Raw genomic sequence first — 23364 nt, forward strand, 5'->3', positions numbered from 1 at the left:
CTCCGGGGCGGGCAAGGTTGCCCGCGTATTCACTCGCTACCCCTTCGGAGGGCTGGACAGTTGACCACTGGCGCAACGGACTCGGTCCACCAGAGGATCGAGCGGACATTCGACGGTCTCGACAGCAACCACGACGGCTATGTCGACTGGTCGGACTACCAGAACCTCGTCGACCGCTACCTCGGCGCGTTTCAGCTCGACAGGGGTGATCGCCGGGCCAGGGCGCTGCAGACCATCCACGAGATGCTGTGGCTGGAACTGCTGCGGCACGCGGGCGCAGGGGAGGACCGCCTGCTGAAGAACGTCTTCATCGCCGCCACTCGCCTCACCATCGTCGACACCAGCCGCCTGAACGTGGTCGAGGGATTCGGCCACGCCATCTTCGACGTCGTCGACACCGACGGCGACAACGAGATCGACAAGGACCAGTTCGACCGCCTGCTGCGGGACGTCTGGCAGGCCGACTCTCCGGAGTCGAACAAGGCGTTCGGCCGGGTGGACACCGATGACGACGGCACGATCTCCCGGCAGGAGTTCCTCCAGGCCGCGCACAAGTACTTCAACTCCAGCGACCTCAACGGCGAAGGCAACCTGCGCGCCCGCGCCTGATCGACCCCACTCCGGCGGTAGCCTGGAAGGCGGCTCGGCCACCGCAGAAATCTCAACGGGGGAGCCGTCGCCGGCGGTCAGCGCTTCCGGTAGACGTCGCGACGGTGGCCTACGGCGAGAACCAGAATCACGAGCTCGCCGTCGTGGATCTCGTAGATGATCCGGAAATCACCCGTGCGCACGCGCCACTCTCCTGCGCCGCCGACCAACTGCGTGGCTGCCGGCGGGCGTGGTTCGGTGGCGAGCAGCTCAAGTGCCGCCTGGATGCGACGTCGGCCGGGGGCATCGAGCTTGCGCAGCTGACGTGCCGCGCTCGGGACGACTGTGATGCGGTAGGTCACGTTGGTGGTTCAGAGGCCCAGATCCGCCTTGACCTCTTCCCAGGGAATCGGGGCCGCCTCAGCGGCTGCCAGCTCCGCCCTGGCAGCCTCGGCCGCCCGGATGTCCGCCATGTCCTCCGCCAGCTCGAGGATCCGATCGAGATCGTCGGCATCGATGACGGCGGCGATCCGGTGGCCCCGCCGCGAGAGGTAGACCGGTCGGTGCTCGGAGCGCGCCTGGTCAACCACAGCGGCGAGCTGCTCGCGGGCGTCCGAGATGCTGATCCCTTCCTCGGTCACCTCATGAACGTACGCCTGCCGACTCAGCTGTACAACCATCCCGGAAATGTACAAGCGCGCTGGATGGGCGAGTCCGCGAGCAGCGCCAGTCGCGTCGGCACGAGATCAGCGCAGCACCCAGGTGTCCTTCGCCCCACCGCCACGCGAGGAGTTGACGATCATGCTTCCGAACGGGGCGACGCGGCTGAGCGCCGCCGGCAGCACCTCGACCTTCGTGCGGTCGCCGAGCCGGGACTGCAGGACGAACGTCCGCAGGTCCACCGCTCGCGGTTCGAGCCCGCCGTTCGCGAACGTCGGGTGGGTGGAGAGCATCACCAGATCCTGAGCCACCCATCCGGCCGGGTTGCTGCGCACCGCGGCGGCGGCCTCGGCCAGCTCCACGCTGTCGGCGTGCGGCCCGATCACGATGCCTTGGCCGCCGTACCCGTCCACCGGCTTGAGCACGAGCTCGTGGAGCCGGTCGAGCACCTCGGTCCGCCGGTCGGGGTCGACGCACGGGTAGGTCGGGACGTTGTCGAGCAGGACGTCCTCGCCGAGGTAGTAGGAGATCATCTCCGGCACGTAGGCGTAGATGAGCTTGTCGTCGGCCACGCCGTTGCCCATCGCGTTGAGCAGTGCGACGTCGCCGCGTGCCACCGCGTTGCAGAGGGCCCGGCCGATCGGACGGAGATCCGCGCCCTTCGCGTCGAGCAGGGCGCGCTCGTCGAGGCGCCGGTAGAGCGCCGAGAGCCGCCGCCGTGCGCCGGAGCCCACGAGGAAGACGCCGTCCTCGGTGACCTGCAGGTCGCGCGGCGTGACCAGCGGGATGTCCATCCGGTCGGCGAGCAGCCGGTGCTCGAAGAACGCCGAGTCCTCGTGGCCTGCCGAGAGCAGGGCGACCTCCCCCAGTGCGGGATCGTCGGATTCGGTTGCCGAGAGCAGCGCCGAACGCAGCTGCCCTGGCACCAGATCCAGCCCGACGACGCCTGCGGGCGGCTCCAGGTCGGGCATCACACTGCGAACCAACCGCCTGCTCGTGATCGAGTAGCCGATGCCCGACGGGACGCGCAGGTTGTCCTCCAGCACGAGCCAGTGGTCGGCCCGGTCCCGGACGAGGTCGATGCCGGCGACCGCGATGCGCACGGCATCGGCCGGGAAGAGCTTGCCGAGCCGGCTGCGACCCGGTGCGTCGTGCACGATCTGGGCCGGGATCACGCCGTCGGAGACGATCTGCTGCTTGCCGTAGACGTCGCGGACGAACTGCTCGAGTGCGCGGATGCGCTGTGTGAGCCCGGCGGTGAGCCCGGCCCAGTCCTCCGCGGTGACGATGCGGGGGATGAGGTCGAGCGGGAAGAGCCGGTCCGGCTCGCCGTCGCCCACCCGGAACGTGACGCCGCGGGCGCGCTGCTCGGTGCGCAACGCCGACTCGGCGGCCGTGAGACCGCGCGGGCCGAGCCGATCCAGCGCCCGGAACATCCAGCCGTAGTGGGGCAGCACCGTGCCGCCCGCGCTCACGGACTCGTCGAACGCCTGCTGCTCGGAGCCGTCGGCGTGGTAGCCGACGAGCAGGTCCGGCGTGTGCGGGACGGTGGCGGGTGGCTCGGTGGCCAGCGTGCGGCCCTGGGTGTGCGCCAGCAGGACGTCGACGACGTCGCTGAGCTCCCCGCGGCGGCCGTATGCCCGCCGCTGCACGGCCGCGCCGCTGCCGCGGGCCAGCGTGGCCTGCGACAGCTCGAGGACCTGTTCCCAGTCGCCGAGCTCCTCCAGCTGCGGCCGGAGCTGGTCGACGAGCTGGCCGACGAGCAGCGGCGGCGACACCAGCGAGGGACCGCAGAGGTCGACGAGGTCGCCCTCCAGGCCCGAACGCGCAGCCCGCCAGGTGGCGGCTCGCAGCAGCTCGTGGCGGGATCCGGACAGCGGCACCTCGGCCGCAAGGTCTTCCCTGGCCTTGCCGACCAGGGCCCGGAAGAGGCCCGCGATGAGCACCACGTCGTCGACGTCGGGGCAGGCGTCGCAGACCCGCAGCTCCACCGTGGGCAGGTGGGCGCTCGGCCGGATGTCGAAGTAGACCATCCCGGGGTCGCTGATCGTGCCCGACGCGATGAGATCGGCGACCATGGCGTCGTACTCGGCCGCGGTGCTCACGGTTGCGGGCGGGCCGGCGGTGGGCCACCGCGACCACACCATCGAGCGGTAGCTGGCGTAGCCGGAGTCGTGGCCCCGCCAGTACGGCGAGCTGGCCGAGAGGGCGAGCAGCACCGGCAGGTAGGGGGCGACGCGGCGCACGACCTGGACGGCCTCGTCGCGATCGGGCACGTCCACGTGGACCTGAGCCCCGCAGATGTGTTGCTCGCGCACCAGCATCTGGTACTCGTGCTGCATCTTCTCGTAGCGCGCCCCCGCCGAGATGGCGTCGCCGTGGAGTTCGGCGAGCGGCACGGTGCCTGCCGCGACCACGCCGAGACCGAGCGGCTCGGCGACGCCCTCCAGCGTTGCGCGCAGCCGCCGCAGGTGCCCGCGCAGCTCGTCGAGCGTGCCGCACACCGGCGTGTTCGTCTCGACGAGGGAGCGCTGCAGCTCGGGTGCGAACTCGGCTCCGTCGAGCTGCGCGAGCAGGGAGTCGACCTCGGGCGCGGCGTGCCTGCTCTCCAGGTCGACGACGTGGAACTCCTCCTCGACGCCCAGCAGGGGGAGGTCGCTCATGACGCCGACGCTAGGAGACGCGTGTTACAGCCGTGATGCCGTGGTGCTACTCCGAGGCTGTTCCGCACCCCAGAACTGTGCCCACTGTGGTGCGAGAGAAACACATCAGGCCGCGCGGATTGCTCCGAACGGCCTCGTCAGAGAGCGGACGTCAGGAATAAGCGGCGTCGAAGAACGCGAGTTCGAGATCCACCGCCCGGACGAACATGTCGCGCACCCGCTCCAGATCGGCAGGTTCGAGTCCGACGACGACGCGGTCGAACTCGGTGCGCAGGAACGTCACCCATGTCTCGAAGGCCGAGCCCCTGTGCAGCTCGATCCACTCCCGTTGCAGCGGTTCGTCGGGGGCGGTGGCGTCGGGTCGCGTGGCCCAGTCCAGGTAGAGCCACTCCGCCACGAGCAGCACCGCGAGGCAGGAGGCGTAGTCGGCGCTGCGGCGTGCCGTGTCCATCAGCTCGACGAAGCCGGCCGTGGGGGGCAGGAGCACCGGGTCGGTGCGCTCGGGAAGCGGGACGTCCAGGGCATCGAGGGCCCGGGCGAAGAAGTCGTTCTCCGGTCCGGCGACCAGCCCGAGCTGGCGGGCGTGCACGACCCGGGGTTCGAGCCGGTCGGCGGCGGCCACCGCGGCCCCCATCAGCGCCAGGAAGGAGTCGAAGAACTGGTGGTCCTGCACGAGGTAGGTGGTGAGCACCGCTGGGTCCAGCTGCCCGCGCCAGAGCTCGTCCACGAACCGGTGTCCGACCGCCGCGTCCCAGGTGGGGCCGGTCAGCTCACGCAGCTCAGCACTGAAGGTCATCTCCCTGACCCTAGTGCCGAGGAAACGAGGTCGTCTTACCCGTCTCCGACGACAGCGCAGCCCAGGCGGCGCCTCGCGGCGTTGTCGTCGGCGCCGATACAACAGCGGTATCGGCGCCTCCTCCGCCTTGCGAAGGCCCGGGTGCGGGTGTCCCGCAGGGACACTGTCGCCTGGACACCGGATCCGGGCAAGGAACCACGTTGCCGCGACACTAGAGGTCCGCTACGCCTGCAGCAGGCCGCCCTGGAGCCGGGGCGCGATGACGCTCGTGTCCAGCGCCGCTGCCAGCGTGACGTCAGCGGCGTAGTCGTCGGCGACGAGCTCGCGGCCGGACGCGGTGGCCGCCAGCACGGCGGCGAGTCCCTTGTCCCGGGCCGCGACGAACTGCGCCACGGCGAGCTCGGCCTCGGGGGAGAGGTCGGCCGCGGGCAGGGCGGCGGCGATCGCCCCGGCACCGAGCGCGTCCTCCACGGCGACCCGCAGGGTGCCATCGGGCCAGCGCTCCCCGGCAAGGACGAGCCCGATCGGTCCGTCCACCGCGAGCGCTGCGGCCGCTGTGGCCGAGGCGTTGCGCAGGCAGCCGGCGAAGAGCGCGGCGCCGGTGGCACCGACCGTGGCGCACAACGTGGCGCCGTTGGGCGAGGGGAGCCCGAGCCGGGTACCGGACGGGAGGTCGACCAGCGACGACGGTCGCAGCGACGGGCCGCTGCCGTGACGGGGCCCCGCGGGCTGCACGCCGAGGGATCGCGCTTCTGTCGCCGGGTCGCCGCCGGACCAGCGCTGCGGCAGGATCGCGGCGCCCCGGCCGACGGCGACGTCGACGGCCGTGCAGAACGACAGCACGTCGACGACGATCACCGCGGCGCACTCGGCCGCCAGGAGTTCGGCGCCTTCGCGCCCCCATTCCAGTCGCACCCGGTACGCGCGTTGCCGGTGTTCGGGTCGGGCGTCGATCGGCACGCGCTCACCGTATCCGCCGGGGACGTCTCAGATGTCGATCGCCGATCCCAGGGAGACCACCTGGTGCGTCGGGAGACCGAAGTAGGCGGCGGGGCTCACGGCGTTGCGGCTGATCAGGCAGAAGAGCTTCTTGCGCCAGCTCGCCATGCCCGGCTCCTTCGTGTGCACGATCGTGACGCGGCTGAGGAAGTACGTGGCGTCCTGCAGGTTGATGTCGAGGCCCTTCTGGCGGGCGAGCCGCAGCGCGGCCGGGACGTAGGGCTTGTCCTGGAAGCCGAACCGCACGGTGAGGTGGAAGATCCCGTCGTCGGGAACGCAGGCGTCGTCGATCTCCAGGCGCTGGGACCTGGGCACGTGCGGAATTCTCATGTTCTGCACGTTGAGGACCAGTACGTGCTCGTGGAGGACGTGGTTGTAGCGGACGTTGTGGCGCAGTGCGAGCGGTGTGGTGCCGGCGTTGGCGTTCAGGAACACCGCGTTGCCCGGGACGCGGATCGGCGGGCGGTCCGAGATCGAGAGCGCCTTGACGAAGTCCTCGAGCGGGCCCTCCTGCTCGGTGCGCTTGCGCGTGACGATCTCCCGCCCGCGGTGCCAGGTCATCAGGACGATGGCGACCGCCACCCCGACGACGAGCGGGAACCAGCCGCCCGACAACACCTTGGTCATGTTGGCCGACAGGAACGCCAGCTCGATGAGGAGCAGGCTCCCGGCGCCGAGAACCACGAGCCACATCGGCGTGCCCCAGCGGTGCCGGGCGATCACGAAGAACAGGACGGTGGTGATGGTGAGCGTGCCGGTGACGGCGATGCCGTAGGCCGAGGCCAGTGCGGTGGAGGACCCGAAGCCGACCACCAGGCCGATCACGGCGACGAACAGCACCCAGTTCACGAACGGCACGTAGACCTGGCCGGCCTCCTTCTCGGACGTGTGCCGGATCGTGAGGAACGGCAGGTAGCCGAGCTGCACCGCCTGACGTGCCATCGAAAACGTGCCCGTGACGACGGACTGGGAGGCGATCACAGCGGCCGCCGTCGCGAGAATCAGCAGCGGGTACTGGCCCCACGAGGGCGCCAGGCGGAAGAAGGGGTTGTCGGCGGCTCCCGGGTCGGCGAGCACGATGGCCCCCTGGCCGAAGTAGTTCAGCGTGAGCGCGGGGAACACCAGTGCGAACCAGGCGTTGCGGATCGGGCGACGGCCGAAGTGCCCGATGTCGGCGTAGAGCGCCTCCGAGCCGGTGATCGCCAGTACGACCGACCCGAGTGACAGGAACGCCGTCAGTGGCTCGTTGACGGCGAACTCCACGGCGTAGGTCGGGGACAGGGCTCTGAGGATTCCGGGCTGCGCGATCACGTGGGCGAGCCCGAGCACGCCGATCACCAGGAACCAGAGCAGCATGACCGGGCCGAAGGCCCTTCCGACCACGCCCGTGCCGAAGCGCTGGAAGAAGAACAGGCCGCACAGCAACACGATCGCGATCGGGACGACCCACTCCGCCAGTCCGGGACTGGCCACCTCCAGACCCTCCACCGCGCCGAGCACGGAGATCGCGGGCGTGATCATCCCGTCGCCGAAGAACAGCGCTGCGCCGAGGACACCGAGCCCGATCAGGAACCATTTCGTCCGCGCGGAGAGCCCCTTCACGCGCTCGACGAGCGAGATCAGCGCCATCGTGCCGCCCTCGCCGTCGTTGTCGGCGCGGGTGACCAGGCTGACGTACTTGATGCTGACGATGATGGTGATCGTCCAGAACACGAGTGACAGCACGCCGTAGACCGACGTGGGGTCCGGGGTGAGCCCACGGGTGTCGGTGAAAGTCTGCTTCAGCGCGTAGAGCGGGCTCGTGCCGATGTCCCCGAAGACGACTCCCAGCGCGCCTAGCGCCAATGCAGCCGCGCTGCTTCTCTTCACTGCGGACGACCCTTGGCCCGGGGCGGATGACCCGGGCGGACCAGGGGCCGTCTCGGGCGTCGAGGCCATCAGGCGAGGCGGCGCGTCACGGGGTCCATGTGGCCCCATTGTGCCCCGCTGAAGTGCGAAAAGGGTGTGACCGAGCCGTCACCGGATCCGGTGGCCCGTCTCGGCGCACGAGTACCCGCCGAGCGCTTCGACCTCCGCGCGGAAGGCGGGACTTTCCAACAGGGCCCACAGCGGGGCAAGCAACTCGTCGTGCAGCCCGGACTCGCGCAGCACGAGGTCGTAGGGCTCCTCGGCGACGGGCACGAAGTCGAGCCCGAACGCCCGCGCCGCGGCGCGGATGCCGAGCCCGGTGTCGGCGCGGCCCGCCGCCACGGCCGCGGCCACCGCGAGATGCGTGTTCTCCTCCCGCGAGTAGCCGCTCACCTGGCCGGGGTCGAGGTCGCGCCGCGCGAGCTCGTGGTCGAGCAGCGCACGCGTGCCGCCGCCGGGCTGGTGGTTGACGTAGCGCACGTCCTTACGCACCAGGTCGTCGATACCGGAGAGCCCGAGCGGGTTGCCGGGGGCCACGATCAGCCCCTGCTCGCGGTGCACGAGCCGCACGACGGCGATCTCGTCCCCGCCGAGGATCTTGTCCACGTAGGGCAGCGTGTACTCGCCGGTGGCGGGGTCCAGCAGGTGCGATCCGGCGATGTGGCAGAGGCCGTCGCGCAGCGCGAGGAGCCCGCCGAGCGACCCGGCGTTCGACGTGGCGAGCGTGACGAGCGGGTCGTTGGTCCGCAACGCGGAGGCGGCCACGTCGAGCGCGACGTCGTGCGACCCGATCGCCACGATCGTGCGTCCGATCTCCTCGAGACCGCGCAGCAGCTCGACGCGTACGTGCTCGCCTGCGTGGTGGCCCTCCACCCCGGACGGGACCACCAGGAGCCCGTCGGCGCGCACCAGTGAGGTGAGCACCCCCGCGCCGCGGGGCAGCGGCGTCGCCACCACCTCGCCGCCCACCCTGCCGAGCCGCACCCGCACCCAGTCGTCCATCCCGGCGGTGGAGCCGAGTTCGCGGGCGAGGCGCGCCGTGGTGATGGGGCGTTCCCGGGGCGCGACGCCCTGGAGGGCGGCGAGCAGCGGGGCGGCGAAGATGTCGAACGTGAGCGAGGCCGACACCGGGTAGCCGGGGGCGCCCAGCACCGGGGTGGCGTCCACCGCTCCGAGCACCACCGGGTGTCCGGGCCGCACGGCCACGCCGTGCACGGCGAGCGTGCCGGCTCCGGCCACCACCCGCGCGGTGAAGTCGTGGCGTCCGGCGCTGGAGCCCGCGATGAGCACCACCAGGTCCGCCTCCGCGGCCGCGGCGCGGAGTGCGTCGGTGATCACCGCCGGGTCGTCGCGGACGATCGGCATCACGCGGGCCTCGCAGCCCACCTCGCGCGCCTGCCCCGCGAGCATGAGGGAGTTGGTGTCGAGAATCTCGCCGGGGGACGGCTCGGTGCCGACGGGGCGGATCTCGTCGCCGGTCGGGATGATGACGACGACCGGAGCGCGCCGCACGGCGAGATCCACGGCGCCGGCGGCCGCCGCCGCGGCCACGTCGACCGGACGGAGCCGATGGCCGGCCGGGATCAGCAGCTCGGTGGCGCTGATGTCCTCACCGATCGACCGCACGTGCTGGTAGGGCGGTGTCGCCGCGCGCACCTCGGCGGTGCCGTCGGCGACGCGGTGCACGTGCTCGCGCATGATCACGGCGTCGTAGCCCTCGGGCAGGGGGTCGCCGGTGTCGACCACGACGAAGTCGGTGAGCCGCACCGGTGTGGTCTCCGCTGCGCCGACGGTGTCGGCGGCGTGGACCGCGATGCCGTCCATGGCCGCGGAGTCGAATGCGGGGGAGGAACGGCGGGCCCGGACCGGCTCGGCCGTCACCCGGCCGATGGCATCTCCGACGGGCACCCGCATGACGTCGACGCGTGCGGGGCAGCCCGCCGCGACACACCCCTCGTTCCAGGCCTCGCGCGCCTCCGCCGCGGGCACGTCGGACACGAACGGCGAGTCGGCCACCACGTGTCGACCGTACGACGACGGTGGGGTGACGCGCCTACCGGGACTTCTGGTCGGGCCCGGCGTCCTGCAAGCGCTTGCCGAGCATGTGGAGGTGGTCGAGGAGCTCGGCCGGCCCGTCGAGCGTGAAGTCGGCGCCGAGGGCGACCAGATCCTGCACGAGGACGTCGAGTGAGTCGCCGCGCAGGAGCACGGTGCAGGTTCGTGGGTCGAGTGCCTGCACCCGGTCCGGCATCGGGTCCGGCAGCCGCGCCGTGACGACGTCGGCGGGCGCCTGCACGGTGGCCAACGCCGTGTAGCGGTAAGGCGCCTCACGGATGGCCGAGGCCAGGAACGCGGTGGTGTCCTCGGCGGGCAGCGGCCGTGGCGAGAAGCGCAGCCGGATCGGCGTCGGGCCCGCGATGCGGTCCACACGGAACGTGCGCCAGTCGCGGCGGCCGGTGTCGAAGGCGAGCAGGTACCACAGCCCGTACCCGGTGAGGAGCTGGTACGGCTCCACCCGGCGCTCGCCGCTCACACCGTCGCGCCTGCGGTGGTCGAACGTGACCATCTCGCGGTCGCGGCAGGCGGCGGCGAGCACGGCGAGCGTGGTGGGGTCCACGCGCGACCCGCGGCCCGGCCGGAGCCGGACGGTGACGTCACCGACCGCCGCGATCCGCTGCGCCAGCCTGGCGGGCAGCACCTGCTGGAGCTTCGCCAGCGCCCGCGGGGCGGTCTCGTCGACGCCGGAGACCCCGGCCCGCGCCGCCGTGAGCAGGCCGACCGCCACCGCGACGGCCTCGTCGTCGTCCAGCAGCAGGGGCGGGAGGTTGCTGCCGGACGCGAGGCGGTACCCACCTGCCGTGCCGGTGGTGGCCTCGATCGGATAGCCGAGCTCGCGCAACCGCGCGACGTCACGGCGCACCGTGCGCCCGGTGACCCCGAGCTGATCGGCCAGCTCCCCGCCTGCCCACTCGCGCCTGCTCTGCAGGAGCGAGAGCAGCCGCAGGACCCGGGTGGTCGTCACCGCCGCAGTTTGCTTGCGGACCGATCCTGTCCGCAAGCGTCCATACCGTCGCCCGCATGACGTGGACACAGCAGGTGCAGGGCCCGGTGTTCCGGCCGGGTGACCGCGAGTTCGACGAGGAGACCAGCGGATTCCAGACCGCGTACAAGCACCGGCCGGCGTACGTGGTCGCGGCCACCGGCGCCGACGACGTACGCAAAGCCCTCACCGGCGCAGGCGGGCTGCCCGTGGCGGTGCAGGCAACGGGGCACGGGCGGACGGTGCCGCTCGACGGTGGCGTGCTCATCAGCACGCGCCGGATGACCGGTCTGCGGGTTGACCCGGGACGGCGGTCGGCGTGGATCGAGGCGGGGGTGCGCTGGCAGCAGGTGATCACCGCGGCAGCGGAGCACGGACTGGCGCCGCTCAGCGGTTCGGCGCCGGAGGTCGGCGTCGTCGGCTACATCCTCGGGGGAGGGCTGGGCGTGCTGGCGCGCCGCTACGGCTACGCCGCCGACCACGTCAGCAGCATCGACGTCGCCGCAGCCGACGGGAGTCTCCGGCACGTCACGGCGGACGACGATCCCGACCTCTTCCGGGAGCTGCGCGGCGCGGGCCACGGCCTCGGTGTGGTGACGGCGATGGAGATCGGGCTCGTCCCCGTCACCCGGCTGTACGGAGGGGGGCTCTACGTCGACAGTCCGCACGTGCCCGAGCTGCTGGAGGTGTACCGCGACTGGACGGCGGACCTGCCCGACGAGCTCACGTCCTCGGTCGCGCTGATCCCCTACCCCGACATGGCGGGGGTGCCGGAGCTGCTGCGGGGCCGGTACGCCGCTCACGTCCGGATCGCCTTCGCAGGCCCCACGGCGCAGGGCGAGCGGCTCGTCGCGCCGCTGCGCGCTGCCGTCCCCCTTCTGCGAGACACCCTCGCGGAGCTCCCGTTCACGCAGTCGGCTTCGATCTACAACGACCCGGCCTGGCCGCATTCCTACGGCGGCACCAACGCGATGCTCCGCGAGCTCGACCCCACGGTGCTGCGCGACATCGTCGAGCTCGCCGGGCCAGGTGCGCCGGTGCCGTGCATCGTGCAGCTCAACCACATGGGCGGCGCGTTGGCCCGCCCGCCCGCCGTCCCGAACGCCGTCGGCCACCGGGACGCCGCCTACCTCGTGCGCGTCCTGTCGGTGCTCGGTGACCCCGCGGCGGCGAGCCGTGCGCACGGCCGGTTGCTGGACGCACTGGCGCCCTGGACCGTCGGCCGGTCACGCAACTTCCTGTTCGGGCAGCCGTGGGCCGATCAGGCGGGGGCAGTCGTCAGCGGGACGGCGTGACCGCGCCCTGCTGATCGGCGCGAGCCCCGGTCACTCCTCCTGCGCTGCCGGACGGTTCGCCCGCAGGAACGATCTGCGCCTGGGTGCCGGCGGTGCCGCCGGGTGTTCGTCGTGCCCCAGCAGCGCAGGCCACGTCCGGTGGACGATCGCCGCGACCGGCACGGCGACGATGGCTCCGACGAGCCCGCCCAGCACGGTGCCGGTGGCCAGGACGAGACCGATGGCCAGTGGGTGCAGCCGCACGTACCGGCCGACGATCAGCGGCTGGAGCAGATGCGCCTCCAACTGGTCCTCGACGACCAGGACACCGAGAACGATCAGCCCCGCCAGCAGGCCGTGCGTGCCCAGCGTGACCACCACGGCCACCGCGCCCGACACCAGCGCGCCCACGATCGGGATGAAGCTGCCGATGAACACCAGCACGGCCAGCGGGATGGCCAGCGGCACGTGCAACAGCGACACCACGAGCCCGATCACGATGCCGTGGATGGTGGCGATGATCGCCGTGCCGTGGACGTATCCCGTGAGCGTGCTCCAGGCGATGCGCCCGGCGCGGTCCGCCCGTGCCGACATGCGGGGGCGCAACGGCATGAGCAGCCAGCGCCAGACGCGCTCCCCGTCGTAGAGCAGGAAGAACGTGACGAAGAAGGTCAGGACGATCGCGGTGGCGATCTCCACGGCGAATCCCGTGCCGGTGGTGAGGTACGCGATCAGCTCGCTGCGGTTGTCCTGCAACCATCGGATCAGGTTCGCCTGCAGCTCGGCGAGCTGCTCCTCGCCGAGACCGAGACGCGCCAGCGTGGCGCCCAGCTCGCGGACCGTGCGGACGACCTCCTCGATCAACGAGGGCAGCTCCTGGGTGAACCGCAGATCGATCACCCACCCGAGTCCGGCGAGGACCATGAGGGCGACGAGCAGCGTCAGCAGAGCCGAGAGCGGCCCGGGTAGGTGGCGCCGCAGGAGCACGGCCAGGGGGCGGACCAGCGCCGTCACCAGGAGCGCCACCACGATCGGCACGAGGACCAGCCAGAGCAGGGCGAGCACCCGGATCGCCAGGTACGCCACGACCCCCAGCACCAGCAGCCGCCACGACCACCCTGCGGCCAGAACGAGGCCGCGCGGGACTCCGCGACCTGATTCGGGGCGGAGGATTGCCGAGCCGCGGGTGACCCCGAGCGGCGCAGCCGTGCCTGCCACGGTGGCGGCTCGACGGCGCCGGGGCACCGGTGTCGCGAGCCGCCGCCGAGCCGCTGTCGCCGCGAGCCGCCGGCGATCAGCCACGACCGGATGGAGCCGTCGGCGATCTCGTGCCGTCAGCGAACCGCGGTTGCCGAGATCGGGGCTGGTGGGCCGTGCGGTCATTCATTCTCGTGGGATGCCTTTCACCGAACCAACCGGCTGCGAGTTGCCCCGAACACGAACCTACGCGGTCAGGTAGCGCACCTCGGTAACGGTGTAGCACGGTGACGCGCGAAATCCCTGGCCGGTGCGCGGCGGAGCCGGATCTGCAAATTCTTCACCTCGTGCCGGGAACAGGTCGAGCTCGCCGAGACCGGGTGGCGCGTCTGCGACCTGCCGGATCACCGCGTCGAGCGCGCGGGTTCGAGGTATTCGTCGATCTCCCCGGAGAACCGCAGGGACAATGGAACAGAGTTTCTCTGCACATTTGCCCTCCGCAGAAGATAGATCGAAAAGGGGAATCGTAGGACGAATCGTCCTGGTTGCCGACAAGCCCGAGCCTGCGCGCGAGTCGATGGCGGGACATCCCACATGCGTGGGATGAGAAGCGGCGGTGGTCACAATTTCGTGCACCCGAGTCGACGTCAGGGCACGAGCAGGCCCCAGAAGGCGGCCCACGGCACGAACACCGCGCCCGTTGCCAGGAGCACCGTCACTCGTGTCCGGCCCGAGCTGCCCGCGGCGGCCCGCCACCGCACGGCGACCATGATCGCTGCGATCACCGCGACCACCGCCAGCGCCTGCAGCGCCAGCCACACCAGAGGCCGTCCGGCGAGCATCGGTCCAGGGGTCACGGTGCGGCCGGCGGTCGCCTGTAGGTATCCGAGATAGGCAAAAGTGCCCACCACCGTGGTGAGACCCGCACCCGCCAGCACGCCGGCAGGCCAGGAGGAGCGCAGGACCGGACGTCCGCGAAGCCGGCGCCACGCCCCGGTCAGGCCGAACCCTGCGAAGCCGAGCACGAGCACCGCAGGCGCGCCCACCTGTACCCAGGCCGACTCGTACCAGAAAGGCGGTGGCACGGCAGCGGTCGCCCGGGGCTGCTCGCCGACGCCGGCCACGCTCGTGGCCGGTGGCCGTCCGCCGGCGACATCGGCGACCCAGGACGTTACGAGGTCGACGTAGCCGGGGGCGAACGTGTTGCCCTTGTCGAAGCCGGTGGTGGTGGTCCGTAACCCGTGCTCGGCTCCCTCGACGGTGCGCAGCGTGTAGTGGCTGTTGCCGGCCTCGTCGAGGCCGGCCCGGTACGCGGTGACGCTCTCGACGGGCGGGGTCAGCCGGTCCTGCGCACCCCAGATGCCCAGCACCGGAAGCGTGAGGCTCCGCAGCGCGGGGCCGGGGTCGAAGTACGGCTCGGGGAAGAGACCCATGGCGGTGAGCACCCGGTAGGGCGTGCGCGCATGTGTCTCGACGAGCGAGCCCGTGACACCGGCGTGCTCCATCTTGATCGTGTCGGCCCAGATCTGCTGGCGCAGCGGTGCCACGCCGTTCGCACCGACGACCACGAGGAATGCGGCCTGCGGCGCCCTTTCCGCGGCCACTGGCGCGACCCACCCGCCCTCGCTGAACCCCCAGAACCCGACGGCGTCCGGATCGACCTCCGGCCGCCCCCTGAGGAGATCGGCGGCGGCGATGGCGTCGTCGGCGAGGCGGGAGTACGACCGCTCCAAGAGCGAGTAGCCGGCAGTGCGCTTGTCGTAGGCCAACGTGGCGATGCCTGCGCGCGCGAAAGCCTCCGCCTCGGCGCGGTACTTCTCGCGGGGGCCGGGCCCGGCTCCGTGTACCAGCACCATGCCGGGCATCTTCGGTCGCGCGTCTGCCGGCACTCGCAGCGTGGCAGGCAGAACCAGTCCGTCGCTGGTGGGGACGCTCAGCTGTATCTCGCGGACGGCAGGATCCGCTTGCGTCGGCGTCCACTCCCGCGTGGCTGCGGCGGCAGGCGTCGCCGTCCACGCTGCCGTGCCCATCAGTGCTGTCAGCAGCGCCGCGCCGGCGCCGAGGGCGACCAGTCCGCGTCGAAGTCCCATGTCCGCTCCTCATACAGAGTTTCCTGTGCAAAGAATTGTTTGCAACAGGGACTCTGCTAGCTTCGGCGCGGTGACGGATCAGGGAGAACCCCGAGAGCTCACCGATCCGGCAGCCCTGAGGGCGCTCGGCCATCCGCTGCGGCAGCGGATCCTGCGACAGCTGCACCGGGACGGCCCGGCCACCTCGACCTCGCTGGCCCAGGTGCTCGGCGAGAACACCGGGGCCACCAGTTACCACCTGCGGCAGCTCGCCGAGCACGGGTTCGTGGAGGAGGTGCCCGAGCGGGGGCGGGGCCGGGAGCGGTGGTGGCAGGCCCGGACGCGCGACATCCGGTTCCCGCCACGCAGCCGCATGGACGAGGAGGTACGCGCCGCCTTCGATGAGCTCGGCCGGCTGAACGTCGCTGAGGACGTGGCGGCCTTCGCGCGCTTCCAGCAGCAGCGCGACTCGCTGGACGAGTGGGGCGACGCACTGCTGTTCGCCCGGGGCGCGCTGCGGCTCACGTTGCCGCAGCTGCGCCAGTTCTGGGAGGACTACATGGCGCTCTACGGGCGCTACGCGGGCGAGGCCGATCCTCCGGCCGATGACTCCCGCCGAGTGCTGCTGCGCTTCGTAGCGTTCCCCGATGTGGACTGAGAGCGCTTCACCGGGCTACCACTGGTGGTTCGACCCGGTGCCGACATTCACCAGCATCCCGATGTGCGTTCTGTAGTTGAGAACGCTGAAGAGCAGGAAGAATGCGCCCGATACCGTCCACGACCAGCGCATGACGAATCGGGCAGTCATGGTGTGGATCTGCGGTGCCGCCAGGCAGCCGGCAGCTGCCAGAAAGTACACCACTCCGAAGGTGGAGTTCTCCCAGCCCTGGAACCGGCCGGTGATCGGCTCCGCTCGTGGCGCATCACCGACCAGGCCGTAGGAGAAGATCGCCGAACCGATCGAGACGAGCATCAGGCCGACCGCGAAGACGAGCCACGTCAGTGGGCGGAGCCGGGAGTAGCCGGCGGAGTCGAGCTCGGTGTCGCCTTGCCGGAGCAGTGCTGTCGCAGCGACGAGGGCGAGCACTCCGAGCAGCAGGGAGGGCTCGAAGAAGGCCACGTTGATGGGTGGATTGACGGTGAGGGGCCAGCTGAGCGCGGCTACCGCGCTCAGTACGGTCAGCGGTGCGCCGACGGCGACGAGAACGACCCCGTGCCCCGAGAGGGCGGCACGAGGGTGTCGGCGAATGACATCCGCAACTGTCAGGATCACGATTCCGGCGCAGAAACCCACGAGCGTGTTGTAGAGGATCATCAATGCGTCTCCGGTGTCCCGAGTGGTGGGTGATCGAAGCACATGCTTTGCGCGATTGATGTAACGGCAGTGGCCGCCGGAGACACGTCTGTCAAGTACGGACGAGCGGTGGCGTCGTGGTCCGGTGGCCGGCTCACGTGACGATTCACGTGGTCACCGTGTCCGACGCATCGCCGATGATGATCTTGTAGACGGCATGAGAGTGGCAGCTTTTGCTGCCACTCTCATGCCGTGCGGCTGCCGCGGTGATGCCGCGGTGAATGCTCAGACGCCGGCCAGTTCGACCGGGTCGTTCGGCTGGTCGAACTGGGTGCGGTGAAGTTCGGCGTAGCGGCCGTCCTGCGCGATCAGCTCCGTATGGGTGCCGCGCTCGACGATCGTGCCGCCCTCCAGCACCAGGATCTGGTCGGCGGCCCTGATGGTGGACAGCCGGTGGGCGATGACGATCGCAGTGCGCCCTTCGAGTGCCTCGCCCAACGCCTCCTGCACGGCGGCTTCCGAGGTGGAGTCGAGATGGGCGGTGGCCTCGTCGAGAACGACCACGCGCGGCCGCGCGAGCAGGAGCCGGGCGATGGTGAGCCGCTGACGCTCTCCGCCGGAGAGCCGGTAGCCACGCTCACCGACCACCGTGTCGAGACCGTCGGGCAGGGAAGCCACCAGCTCGTCCAGGCGCGCCCGGCGCAGCACCTCCCACAGCTCGTCGTCGCAGGCCCCGGGACGGGCGAGCAGCAGGTTGGCCCGGATCGTCTCGTGGAACAGGTGGCCGTCCTGCGTGACCAGGCCCAGCGCTCCGCGGATCGTGTCAAAGGAGAGGCTGCGGATGTCGACCCCGCCGAGCCGCACCGCACCGGAGTCGACGTCGTAGAGCCGGGGAAGCAGTTGCGCGATGGTGGACTTGCCGGCCCCGGACGAGCCGACGAGCGCGATCATCTGCCCGGGTTCGGCGGTGAAGGAGATGTCGTGGAGCACCTCCTCGCCGCCCCGGCGATCGAGCTGTGCGACCTCCTCCAGCGAGGCCAGCGACACCTTGTCGGCGGCCGGGTAGCCGAAGCGGACCTCGTCGAACTCCACGGACAGCGGCCCGTCGGGTAGCGACAGTGGCTCGGTGGGCTCGGCGATGAGCGGCGGCAGGTCCAGCACCTCGAACACGCGCTCGAAGCTCACCAGCGCGCTCATCACCTCGACGCGGGCGCTGGCCAGCGCCGTGAGGGGGGCGTAGAGACCGGTGAGCAGAAGCGCCAGCGCTACGACGTCGCCCGCGGGCATTCCGCCGCTGATCGCGATGTAGCCGCCGAGCCCGTAGACCAGCGCGAGAGCCAGCGCCGAGACGAGCGTGAGTGCGGTGATGAAGACCGACTGGACCATGGCGGTGCGCACCCCGATGTCGCGCACGCGGGCGGCCCTGGCGACGAACTCGCGCGTCTCGTCGGCGGGGCGGCCGAAGAGCTTGATCAAGGTGGCGCCCGGAGCGGAGAACCGCTCGGTCATCTGGGTGCCCATGGTTGCGTTGTGGTCGGCGGCCTCGCGCTCGAGGTAGGCGAGCCGGTGGCCCATCCGCCGGGCGGGGAGCACGAACACCGGCAGCAGCACGAGCGCGAGCAATGTGACCTGCCAGGAGAGCGTGAGCATCACGACGAGCGTGAGGGTGAGCGTGACGAGGTTGCCCACCACTCCGGACAGCGTGTCGCTGAACGCCCGCTGGGCACCGATCACGTCGTTGTTGAGCCGGCTGACCAGCGCGCCGGTGCGGGTGCGGGTGAAGAACGCGACCGGCTGGCGCTGCACGTGGTCGAACACCGCGGTGCGCAGGTCGAGGATCAGTCCTTCACCGAGCGACGCCGAGAGCCAGCGCTGCACGATCCCGCTGGCAGCCACGGCCACGGCGATCACGGCGATGAGCACTGCCAAGCCGACCACCACCCCGAGCGGGCCCTGGTTGACGATCGCGTCGACCACCCGGCCCGCGAGCACGGGAGTGGCGACCGCGAGCACGGCGCCGATGACGCTGACCAGCAGGAATGCGGCCATCCGACGGCGGTGCGGCCGTACGAACGCCACGATCCGGCGCAGTGTGGCCATCGAGAAGGGTCGTTTCTCCCCGTGGGCGGTTGCCGCGTGGTACAGCGAGTTCCACGCAACCATCTCCATGCTCATGAGCTGCTCCTCGTTCCGGTCGCCGCACCTGCCGCGCACCCATAGGACGTGGGGGACCGGCCGAATTCATCGGTGTGGAACAAACCTCGCCCGTCAGTGTGGCGAGGGGGACCGACAGTTCGCGTCCGGTTTTCCCCGGGGTCTGGAGCAGACGCTAGAAGTTGAAGTCAACTACATGTCAAGGCGCCTCTTGACCTCCGCCGCCGCCAGGGAGACCATAAGTGACAAGACTCACAAAGTGGACATGGGGACAGCCATGACCGAGGTGCAGCGCGGCGCCGGTACCTACCCGCTCGGCGTCAGCCGACCCGAACTCGCAGTCCAGGACCTGCCGACACCCGAGGAGGTGTTCCAGGTCAAGCGGATCGGGTTCCGGCAGATCGTCATGTTCGTGGTGGGTCCGAGCCTGATCGCGCTGGGCATCTCGATCGGCAGCGGCGAATGGCTGCTCGGCCCGCAGGCGGTGGGGCAGTACGGGTTCGTCGGCGTCGGCTGGGTGATCGTGGTGTCCGCCGTGTTGCAGACCTTCTACAACGTGGAGTGCGCCCGCTACGTCGTGGCCACCGGTGAGGCGCCCGTGGTCGGCTGGGGGCGGGTGCCGCCGGGGAAGATGCTGTGGATCCCGCTGTCCGTCTTCGTCGTGATCTTCGCCTTCATCGCGGGCGGATGGGCCGCCTCGGCGGGCCAGGGCCTCTTCGCACTCGTCAACGGCCGCGTCGCGGATGCGTCGGAGGTGCAGCAGACGCGGTGGTACGCCATCGGCCTGCTCATCGTGGTCTTCCTGATCACCGCGGCCGCCCGCCGGATCAGCAGGGCGCTCGAGCTGAGCAACTGGGTGATGGTGGGCTTCATCCTGGTCGCGCTCGTCGTGGTCGACCTCATCGTCGTGCCGTGGAGCGTGTGGTGGGAGGGCATCCGCGGGTTCGTCACCCCTGCCGCGCCACCCGCGGGAATCACCGCCACTCAGCTCGGGGCCCTGGCCGGGTTCACCGCGCTGGCGTCGGGACTGAACTGGTACGTGATGGGCCACTACCGCGACAAGGGCTACGGCATGGGCCACCGCACCGGCTACATCGCCGGGATGCGCAGCAGCCGTCGTGAGCTGAGCTCGGTCGGCGTCACCTTCCCCGACGACGAGCGCAACGCGGGCCGGTGGCGGCGCTGGTACCGCTACCTCATGGTGGACATGTGGGGCGTGTTCTTCGTGGGAGCGATGCTGGGCATGCTGCTCCCGACGGTGTTGATGGCCCAGGCCGTGGCGATCTCGGGCGAGCAGCCGACCACCGCCAACGTGCCCACGTTCGTGGCGAGCGCGCTGCAGCCGGAGTACGGCTCCGGAATGTTCTACCTGCTGCTCCTGATGGGCGTGCTCGTCCTGTTCTCCACGCAGCTCGGGATCTTCGAGGGCATGGTGCGGGTGGTCACCGACGCCGCGCCGACGCTCAGCCCGCGCCTGCGCGAGCTCGTCGAGGGCGACCCTCGGCGCTTCTACTACCCGTTCATGATCGTGCTGCTGGTCGCGATCTCGGTGATCCTGCACCTCGCGGTGCCGGTGGCGCTCGTCCAGTTCTCGGCGAACATGTCGAATCTCGGCGCGTTGATCTTCCCGTTCATGCTGATCTACCTCAACAGCAGGCTCCCGAAGGTGGCCCGGCCGCGGCCGTGGCACTACGTGATCCTGCTGCTGAACTTCCTGTTCTTCGGGTTCTTCTTCGTCAACTTCGTTGCGGACGCGTTCGGCGACCCGCTGATCACGTTCTGAGCCTCGGAGGAAGCCTGCGGCAGTGCTCGCGCTCGTGAGGCGGGCTCAGTCGCCTGCGTCCGTCGACAGGAACGCGATGGCGTCACCGGCTACGAGGGGCATTTCCGGGTCGCGGGTGAGCCGGTCGCCGTTCAGGGCGGCGACGACGTGCCGGTCGAGCGCCAGCCCGACGGCGGCAGCGGCGGCGCCCAGCGTGGCCGCCTCCACCATGGTGGGCTCGTGCTTGCCGGCGGCGGCCAGCAGGCCGTAGTGCTGCACGGTGATCTCCGGGGCCGGCCGGGCCCGGGCGTCCCGATAGTGGTCGGGTTCGTTGACGTTGAGCACCGAGTCGAGTGCGGGATCCAGGGCGTGCAGCCGGGGGTCGGAGAGCAGGGCCGCGTCGTCGATCCGGCGCACGCGGCAGTGGTCGAACAGCTTCGTGAGCTTGAGCTGTCGGTGCGCCACCATCCCGGCCACGACGGGCGCGAGCGCCGTGCGATACGCGGTGGCGAGCGGCTGGCGGCGCCCGTGGACGTGCGGCAGCACGACGTCGACGTCGGCGTCGAGTGCGGCGAGCACCCGCCGGACGTACGCCGGATGCAGGAACGGCAGGTCGGTGGAGCAGGCGAACGCGACGAGTGCGCGGTCCGACAGGGCGGCGAGTCCGGTGGCGATGCCCTGCATCGGCCCGAGCCCCTCCACGGGGTCCTCGACGACCGCGACCCCGGCGGGCAGTTCGGGCAGGGGCTGGCCGGGCGCACGGACCACGACGACCGGCCCGTCGACCGTGCGGGCCAGCAGCGCGGCGGTGCGGCGCACCAATGTGGAGCCGTGCCATTCGAGCGCGGCCTTCGGCTCACCCATCCGCGACGATCTACCGCCGACGAGCACGACTCCTGCAGCCGGACCGTCGCGGCCTGTGACGGCGCTGTCGGTGCTCACCTCCGGAATCGTAGGCGGTACGGCGTCAGGTGCAGATCTCCGATGTCTGAGAACCTTGTCCGCGGGTAAGGCTGGCGTGCCGGGCGGGACGACACGCAGCGGTGCCTCCGGACCGAGAAGAGGAGTCGTCGTGACCACCAGCGAGCGCCTGCGCCGGGGCCGCGGAACCGCGATCGGCGAGGGCCTGACCTGGGCTGCTCGCTGGAGTCTCCGGGTGATCCTGGTGGCAGCGGGCGCGTTCCTGATCTGGACCGTCATCGGTCTGCTGTGGTCGGTCATCTTCCCCGTGATCCTGGCGGTGATCATCACCACGGTGCTGTGGCCGCCCACGTCGTGGCTGCGCAAGCACGGATTCCCGCCTGCGCTGGCCTCGGCCACCGTGCTGCTCGCCGGGATGGTCGTGCTGGCCGGACTCATCACGCTGATCGCCACGTCCGTAGCCGGCAGCGTTCCCGAGATCACGCGCAGCGCGTCCAGCGGTCTCACGGCGATCCAGCAGTGGCTGGCCGGACCACAGGTCGACTTCGCCCGGGGCGAGCTCGACGCGGTGCTGCAGAACATCACCACCCAGTTGCAGCAGAGCCTGTCGACGATCACCACGGGCGTGCTCGCCGGGCTCGGGAGCGTGGCTTCCGGAGTGGTCACCGCCCTGCTCACGTTGGTGCTCGTCTTCCTGTTCCTCAAGGACGGGCCGCGCTTCCTGCCGTGGTTACTCGGGGTGGCAGGCGAGGGCGCGGGAAGTCACCTCGCCGAGGTGCTGCGGCGGGTCTGGAAGACCGTCTCGGACTTCATCCGCGTACAGGCGATCGTGGCGCTCGTCGACAGCGTCCTGATCGGGCTGGGACTGGTGATCCTCGGGGTCCCGCTGGCCGTCCCGCTCGCCGTGATCACGTTCATCGGCGCGTTCATCCCGATCGTCGGCGCGATCGTGGCAGGCGCGCTCGGGGTGCTCGTGGCGCTGGTGAGCAACGGCTTCACCACGGCGCTCATCGTCCTGGCGATCATCGTCGCCGTGCAGCAGCTCGAGGGCAACGTGATGCAGCCGATCCTGCAGGGGCGCAGCCTCCGCCTGCACGCCGCGGTCGTGCTGCTCGCCGTCACCGCGGGCGGCACGCTGTTCGGGATCGCGGGAGCGTTCCTGTCCGTTCCGGTGGCCGCCGCGGGCGCCGTGGTGCTGCGCTACCTGAGCGAGCGGATCGACGCCCGGGCGGGCGGCGAGACGGCCCCACGGGTGGATCCGCCGCTGGAGTCGCTGCAGGCGGTCCTCTCCGTGCCCAACGCGCCGTCGCCGGACGGCTCGGTGCCCGACCCGGACGCACCCGAGCCCGTCGGGCCGGCCACTCACATTCCTGACCCCGCCCCCGAGGACCAGGACGAATCGAACCGGGACGGGAGCCCCGAGGCCGACACGGATGCCGCGAAGCGGGACGACCCTCGCCACTGAGGCCACCACCCGTCCGTGTGCAACCCCGTCCGGGCCGGGGCGGAGTCGCGTGGGGCAGTATTTCTTCTCGTGCGCGTCTACCTCGGTTCCGACCATGCAGGCTTCGAGCTCAAGGCCCACCTGGTCGCGCACCTGACCAGCCAGGGCCATGAAGCGATCGATGTGGGGCCTGCCACCTACGACCCGCAGGACGACTACCCGCCGTTCTGCGTCGAGGCGGCCCGGCGGACCCTCGCCGACCCGGGCAGCCTGGGCGTCGTCGTCGGTGGTTCGGGTAACGGCGAGCAGATCGCCGCCAACAAGGTGCCCGGCATCCGGTCCGCGCTCGCCTGGAGCGTCGAGACCGCCACCCTGGCCCGCCAGCACAACGACGCGCAGGTCGTCGCCGTCGGCGCGCGGATGCACACGTTGGACGAGGCCACCCGGTTCGTCGACGCGTTCGTCGCCACGCCCTTCTCCGAGGAGCCCCGCCACCAGCGGCGGATCGACCTGCTCGCCGAGTACGAGCGCACGGGCACCCCGCCCCCGCTGCCGCCCGGCCAGATCCCGGCCGCGCCGTAGAGATCTCCCGTAG

The 23364-nt window shown here is 70.9% G+C and carries 19 protein-coding genes; 6 read left to right on the forward strand and 13 right to left on the reverse strand.

What is annotated here, in order from left to right:
• Nucleotides 1–60: 60 nt before the first annotated feature.
• Nucleotides 61–609 (forward strand): EF-hand domain-containing protein, encoded by a 549-nt coding sequence (locus MMF94_RS33235; protein WP_241041405.1) that lies wholly within the window; start codon nt 61–63, stop codon nt 607–609.
• 77 nt (nt 610–686) lie between these two features.
• On the opposite strand, the gene MMF94_RS33240 is transcribed toward MMF94_RS33235, so the two are convergent.
• The 8 genes from MMF94_RS33240 to MMF94_RS33275 all read right to left on the reverse strand — a co-directional run bounded on the left by MMF94_RS33240 (nt 687) and on the right by MMF94_RS33275 (nt 10636).
• Nucleotides 687–950 (reverse strand): type II toxin-antitoxin system RelE family toxin, encoded by a 264-nt coding sequence (locus MMF94_RS33240; RefSeq protein ID WP_241041406.1) that lies wholly within the window; start codon nt 948–950, stop codon nt 687–689.
• A 9-nt stretch (nt 951–959) separates the two neighbouring features.
• On the reverse strand, nt 960–1229 hold the full coding sequence (locus MMF94_RS33245) for a type II toxin-antitoxin system Phd/YefM family antitoxin (RefSeq protein ID WP_241041407.1): 270 nt from the start codon (nt 1227–1229) through the stop codon (nt 960–962).
• Nucleotides 1230–1334: 105 nt separating this feature from the next.
• The gene (locus MMF94_RS33250) at nt 1335–3911 is read right to left on the reverse strand and encodes a carboxylate--amine ligase/circularly permuted type 2 ATP-grasp protein (RefSeq protein ID WP_241041408.1); all 2577 of its coding nucleotides are present in this window, start codon (nt 3909–3911) and stop codon (nt 1335–1337) included.
• Between the two features lie 151 nt (nt 3912–4062).
• The gene (locus tag MMF94_RS33255) at nt 4063–4707 is read right to left on the reverse strand and encodes a TenA family protein (RefSeq protein ID WP_241041409.1); all 645 of its coding nucleotides are present in this window, start codon (nt 4705–4707) and stop codon (nt 4063–4065) included.
• A gap of 222 nt (nt 4708–4929) precedes the next feature.
• Entirely contained in the window at nt 4930–5667 is a 738-nt protein-coding gene (locus MMF94_RS33260; RefSeq protein WP_241041410.1) for a 2-phosphosulfolactate phosphatase, read from the reverse strand.
• A 27-nt stretch (nt 5668–5694) separates the two neighbouring features.
• The gene (locus MMF94_RS33265) at nt 5695–7575 is read right to left on the reverse strand and encodes a potassium transporter Kup (protein ID WP_241041411.1); all 1881 of its coding nucleotides are present in this window, start codon (nt 7573–7575) and stop codon (nt 5695–5697) included.
• Between the two features lie 147 nt (nt 7576–7722).
• Nucleotides 7723–9633 carry a molybdopterin biosynthesis protein gene (locus tag MMF94_RS33270; RefSeq protein WP_241041412.1) on the reverse strand — a complete coding sequence of 637 codons (1911 nt, stop codon included), beginning with the start codon at nt 9631–9633 and terminating at the stop codon, nt 7723–7725.
• Between the two features lie 34 nt (nt 9634–9667).
• Complete coding sequence (locus MMF94_RS33275) at nt 9668–10636, reverse strand: helix-turn-helix transcriptional regulator (RefSeq protein WP_241041413.1); 969 nt, start codon at nt 10634–10636, stop codon at nt 9668–9670.
• 56 nt (nt 10637–10692) lie between these two features.
• Between MMF94_RS33275 and MMF94_RS33280 the strand changes: the two genes are divergently transcribed.
• Nucleotides 10693–11949 carry an FAD-binding oxidoreductase gene (locus tag MMF94_RS33280; protein ID WP_241041414.1) on the forward strand — a complete coding sequence of 419 codons (1257 nt, stop codon included), beginning with the start codon at nt 10693–10695 and terminating at the stop codon, nt 11947–11949.
• A 30-nt stretch (nt 11950–11979) separates the two neighbouring features.
• Here the strand turns inward: MMF94_RS33280 and MMF94_RS33285 are convergent, their stop codons facing one another.
• Both MMF94_RS33285 and MMF94_RS33290 read right to left on the reverse strand, forming a co-directional pair.
• Complete coding sequence (locus tag MMF94_RS33285) at nt 11980–13230, reverse strand: AI-2E family transporter (RefSeq protein WP_241041415.1); 1251 nt, start codon at nt 13228–13230, stop codon at nt 11980–11982.
• Between the two features lie 542 nt (nt 13231–13772).
• Nucleotides 13773–15215, reverse strand: a complete 1443-nt coding sequence (locus MMF94_RS33290) for an alpha/beta hydrolase family protein (protein WP_241041416.1) — start codon at nt 15213–15215, stop codon at nt 13773–13775.
• A 70-nt stretch (nt 15216–15285) separates the two neighbouring features.
• Between MMF94_RS33290 and MMF94_RS33295 the strand changes: the two genes are divergently transcribed.
• A complete protein-coding gene (locus MMF94_RS33295) occupies nt 15286–15852 on the forward strand; it encodes an ArsR/SmtB family transcription factor (RefSeq protein ID WP_241041417.1) in 567 nt (188 codons plus the stop codon).
• Nucleotides 15853–15867: 15 nt separating this feature from the next.
• On the opposite strand, the gene MMF94_RS33300 is transcribed toward MMF94_RS33295, so the two are convergent.
• Together MMF94_RS33300 and MMF94_RS33305 are read right to left on the reverse strand one after the other, a co-directional pair.
• The gene (locus MMF94_RS33300) at nt 15868–16509 is read right to left on the reverse strand and encodes a DUF981 family protein (protein ID WP_241041418.1); all 642 of its coding nucleotides are present in this window, start codon (nt 16507–16509) and stop codon (nt 15868–15870) included.
• Nucleotides 16510–16773: 264 nt separating this feature from the next.
• Complete coding sequence (locus tag MMF94_RS33305; RefSeq protein WP_379660609.1) at nt 16774–18663, reverse strand: ABC transporter ATP-binding protein; 1890 nt, start codon at nt 18661–18663, stop codon at nt 16774–16776.
• A gap of 244 nt (nt 18664–18907) precedes the next feature.
• On the opposite strand from MMF94_RS33305, the gene MMF94_RS33310 reads away from it, so the two are divergent.
• Complete coding sequence (locus tag MMF94_RS33310; protein WP_241041419.1) at nt 18908–20425, forward strand: Nramp family divalent metal transporter; 1518 nt, start codon at nt 18908–18910, stop codon at nt 20423–20425.
• Between the two features lie 45 nt (nt 20426–20470).
• Here the strand turns inward: MMF94_RS33310 and mobA are convergent, their stop codons facing one another.
• Nucleotides 20471–21346, reverse strand: coding sequence for a molybdenum cofactor guanylyltransferase (gene mobA / locus MMF94_RS33315; protein ID WP_241041420.1), 876 nt, complete (start codon nt 21344–21346; stop codon nt 20471–20473).
• 130 nt (nt 21347–21476) lie between these two features.
• Here mobA and MMF94_RS33320 point away from each other — a divergent pair, with 130 nt between their 5' ends.
• Nucleotides 21477–22790 carry an AI-2E family transporter gene (locus MMF94_RS33320; RefSeq protein WP_241041421.1) on the forward strand — a complete coding sequence of 438 codons (1314 nt, stop codon included), beginning with the start codon at nt 21477–21479 and terminating at the stop codon, nt 22788–22790.
• A 69-nt stretch (nt 22791–22859) separates the two neighbouring features.
• Nucleotides 22860–23351 carry a ribose-5-phosphate isomerase gene (locus MMF94_RS33325; RefSeq protein WP_241041500.1) on the forward strand — a complete coding sequence of 164 codons (492 nt, stop codon included), beginning with the start codon at nt 22860–22862 and terminating at the stop codon, nt 23349–23351.
• Nucleotides 23352–23364: the final 13 nt, after the last annotated feature.

The organism is Pseudonocardia alaniniphila, from assembly GCF_022524485.1.
Taxonomy (GTDB): Bacteria; Actinomycetota; Actinomycetes; order Mycobacteriales; family Pseudonocardiaceae; genus Pseudonocardia; species Pseudonocardia alaniniphila.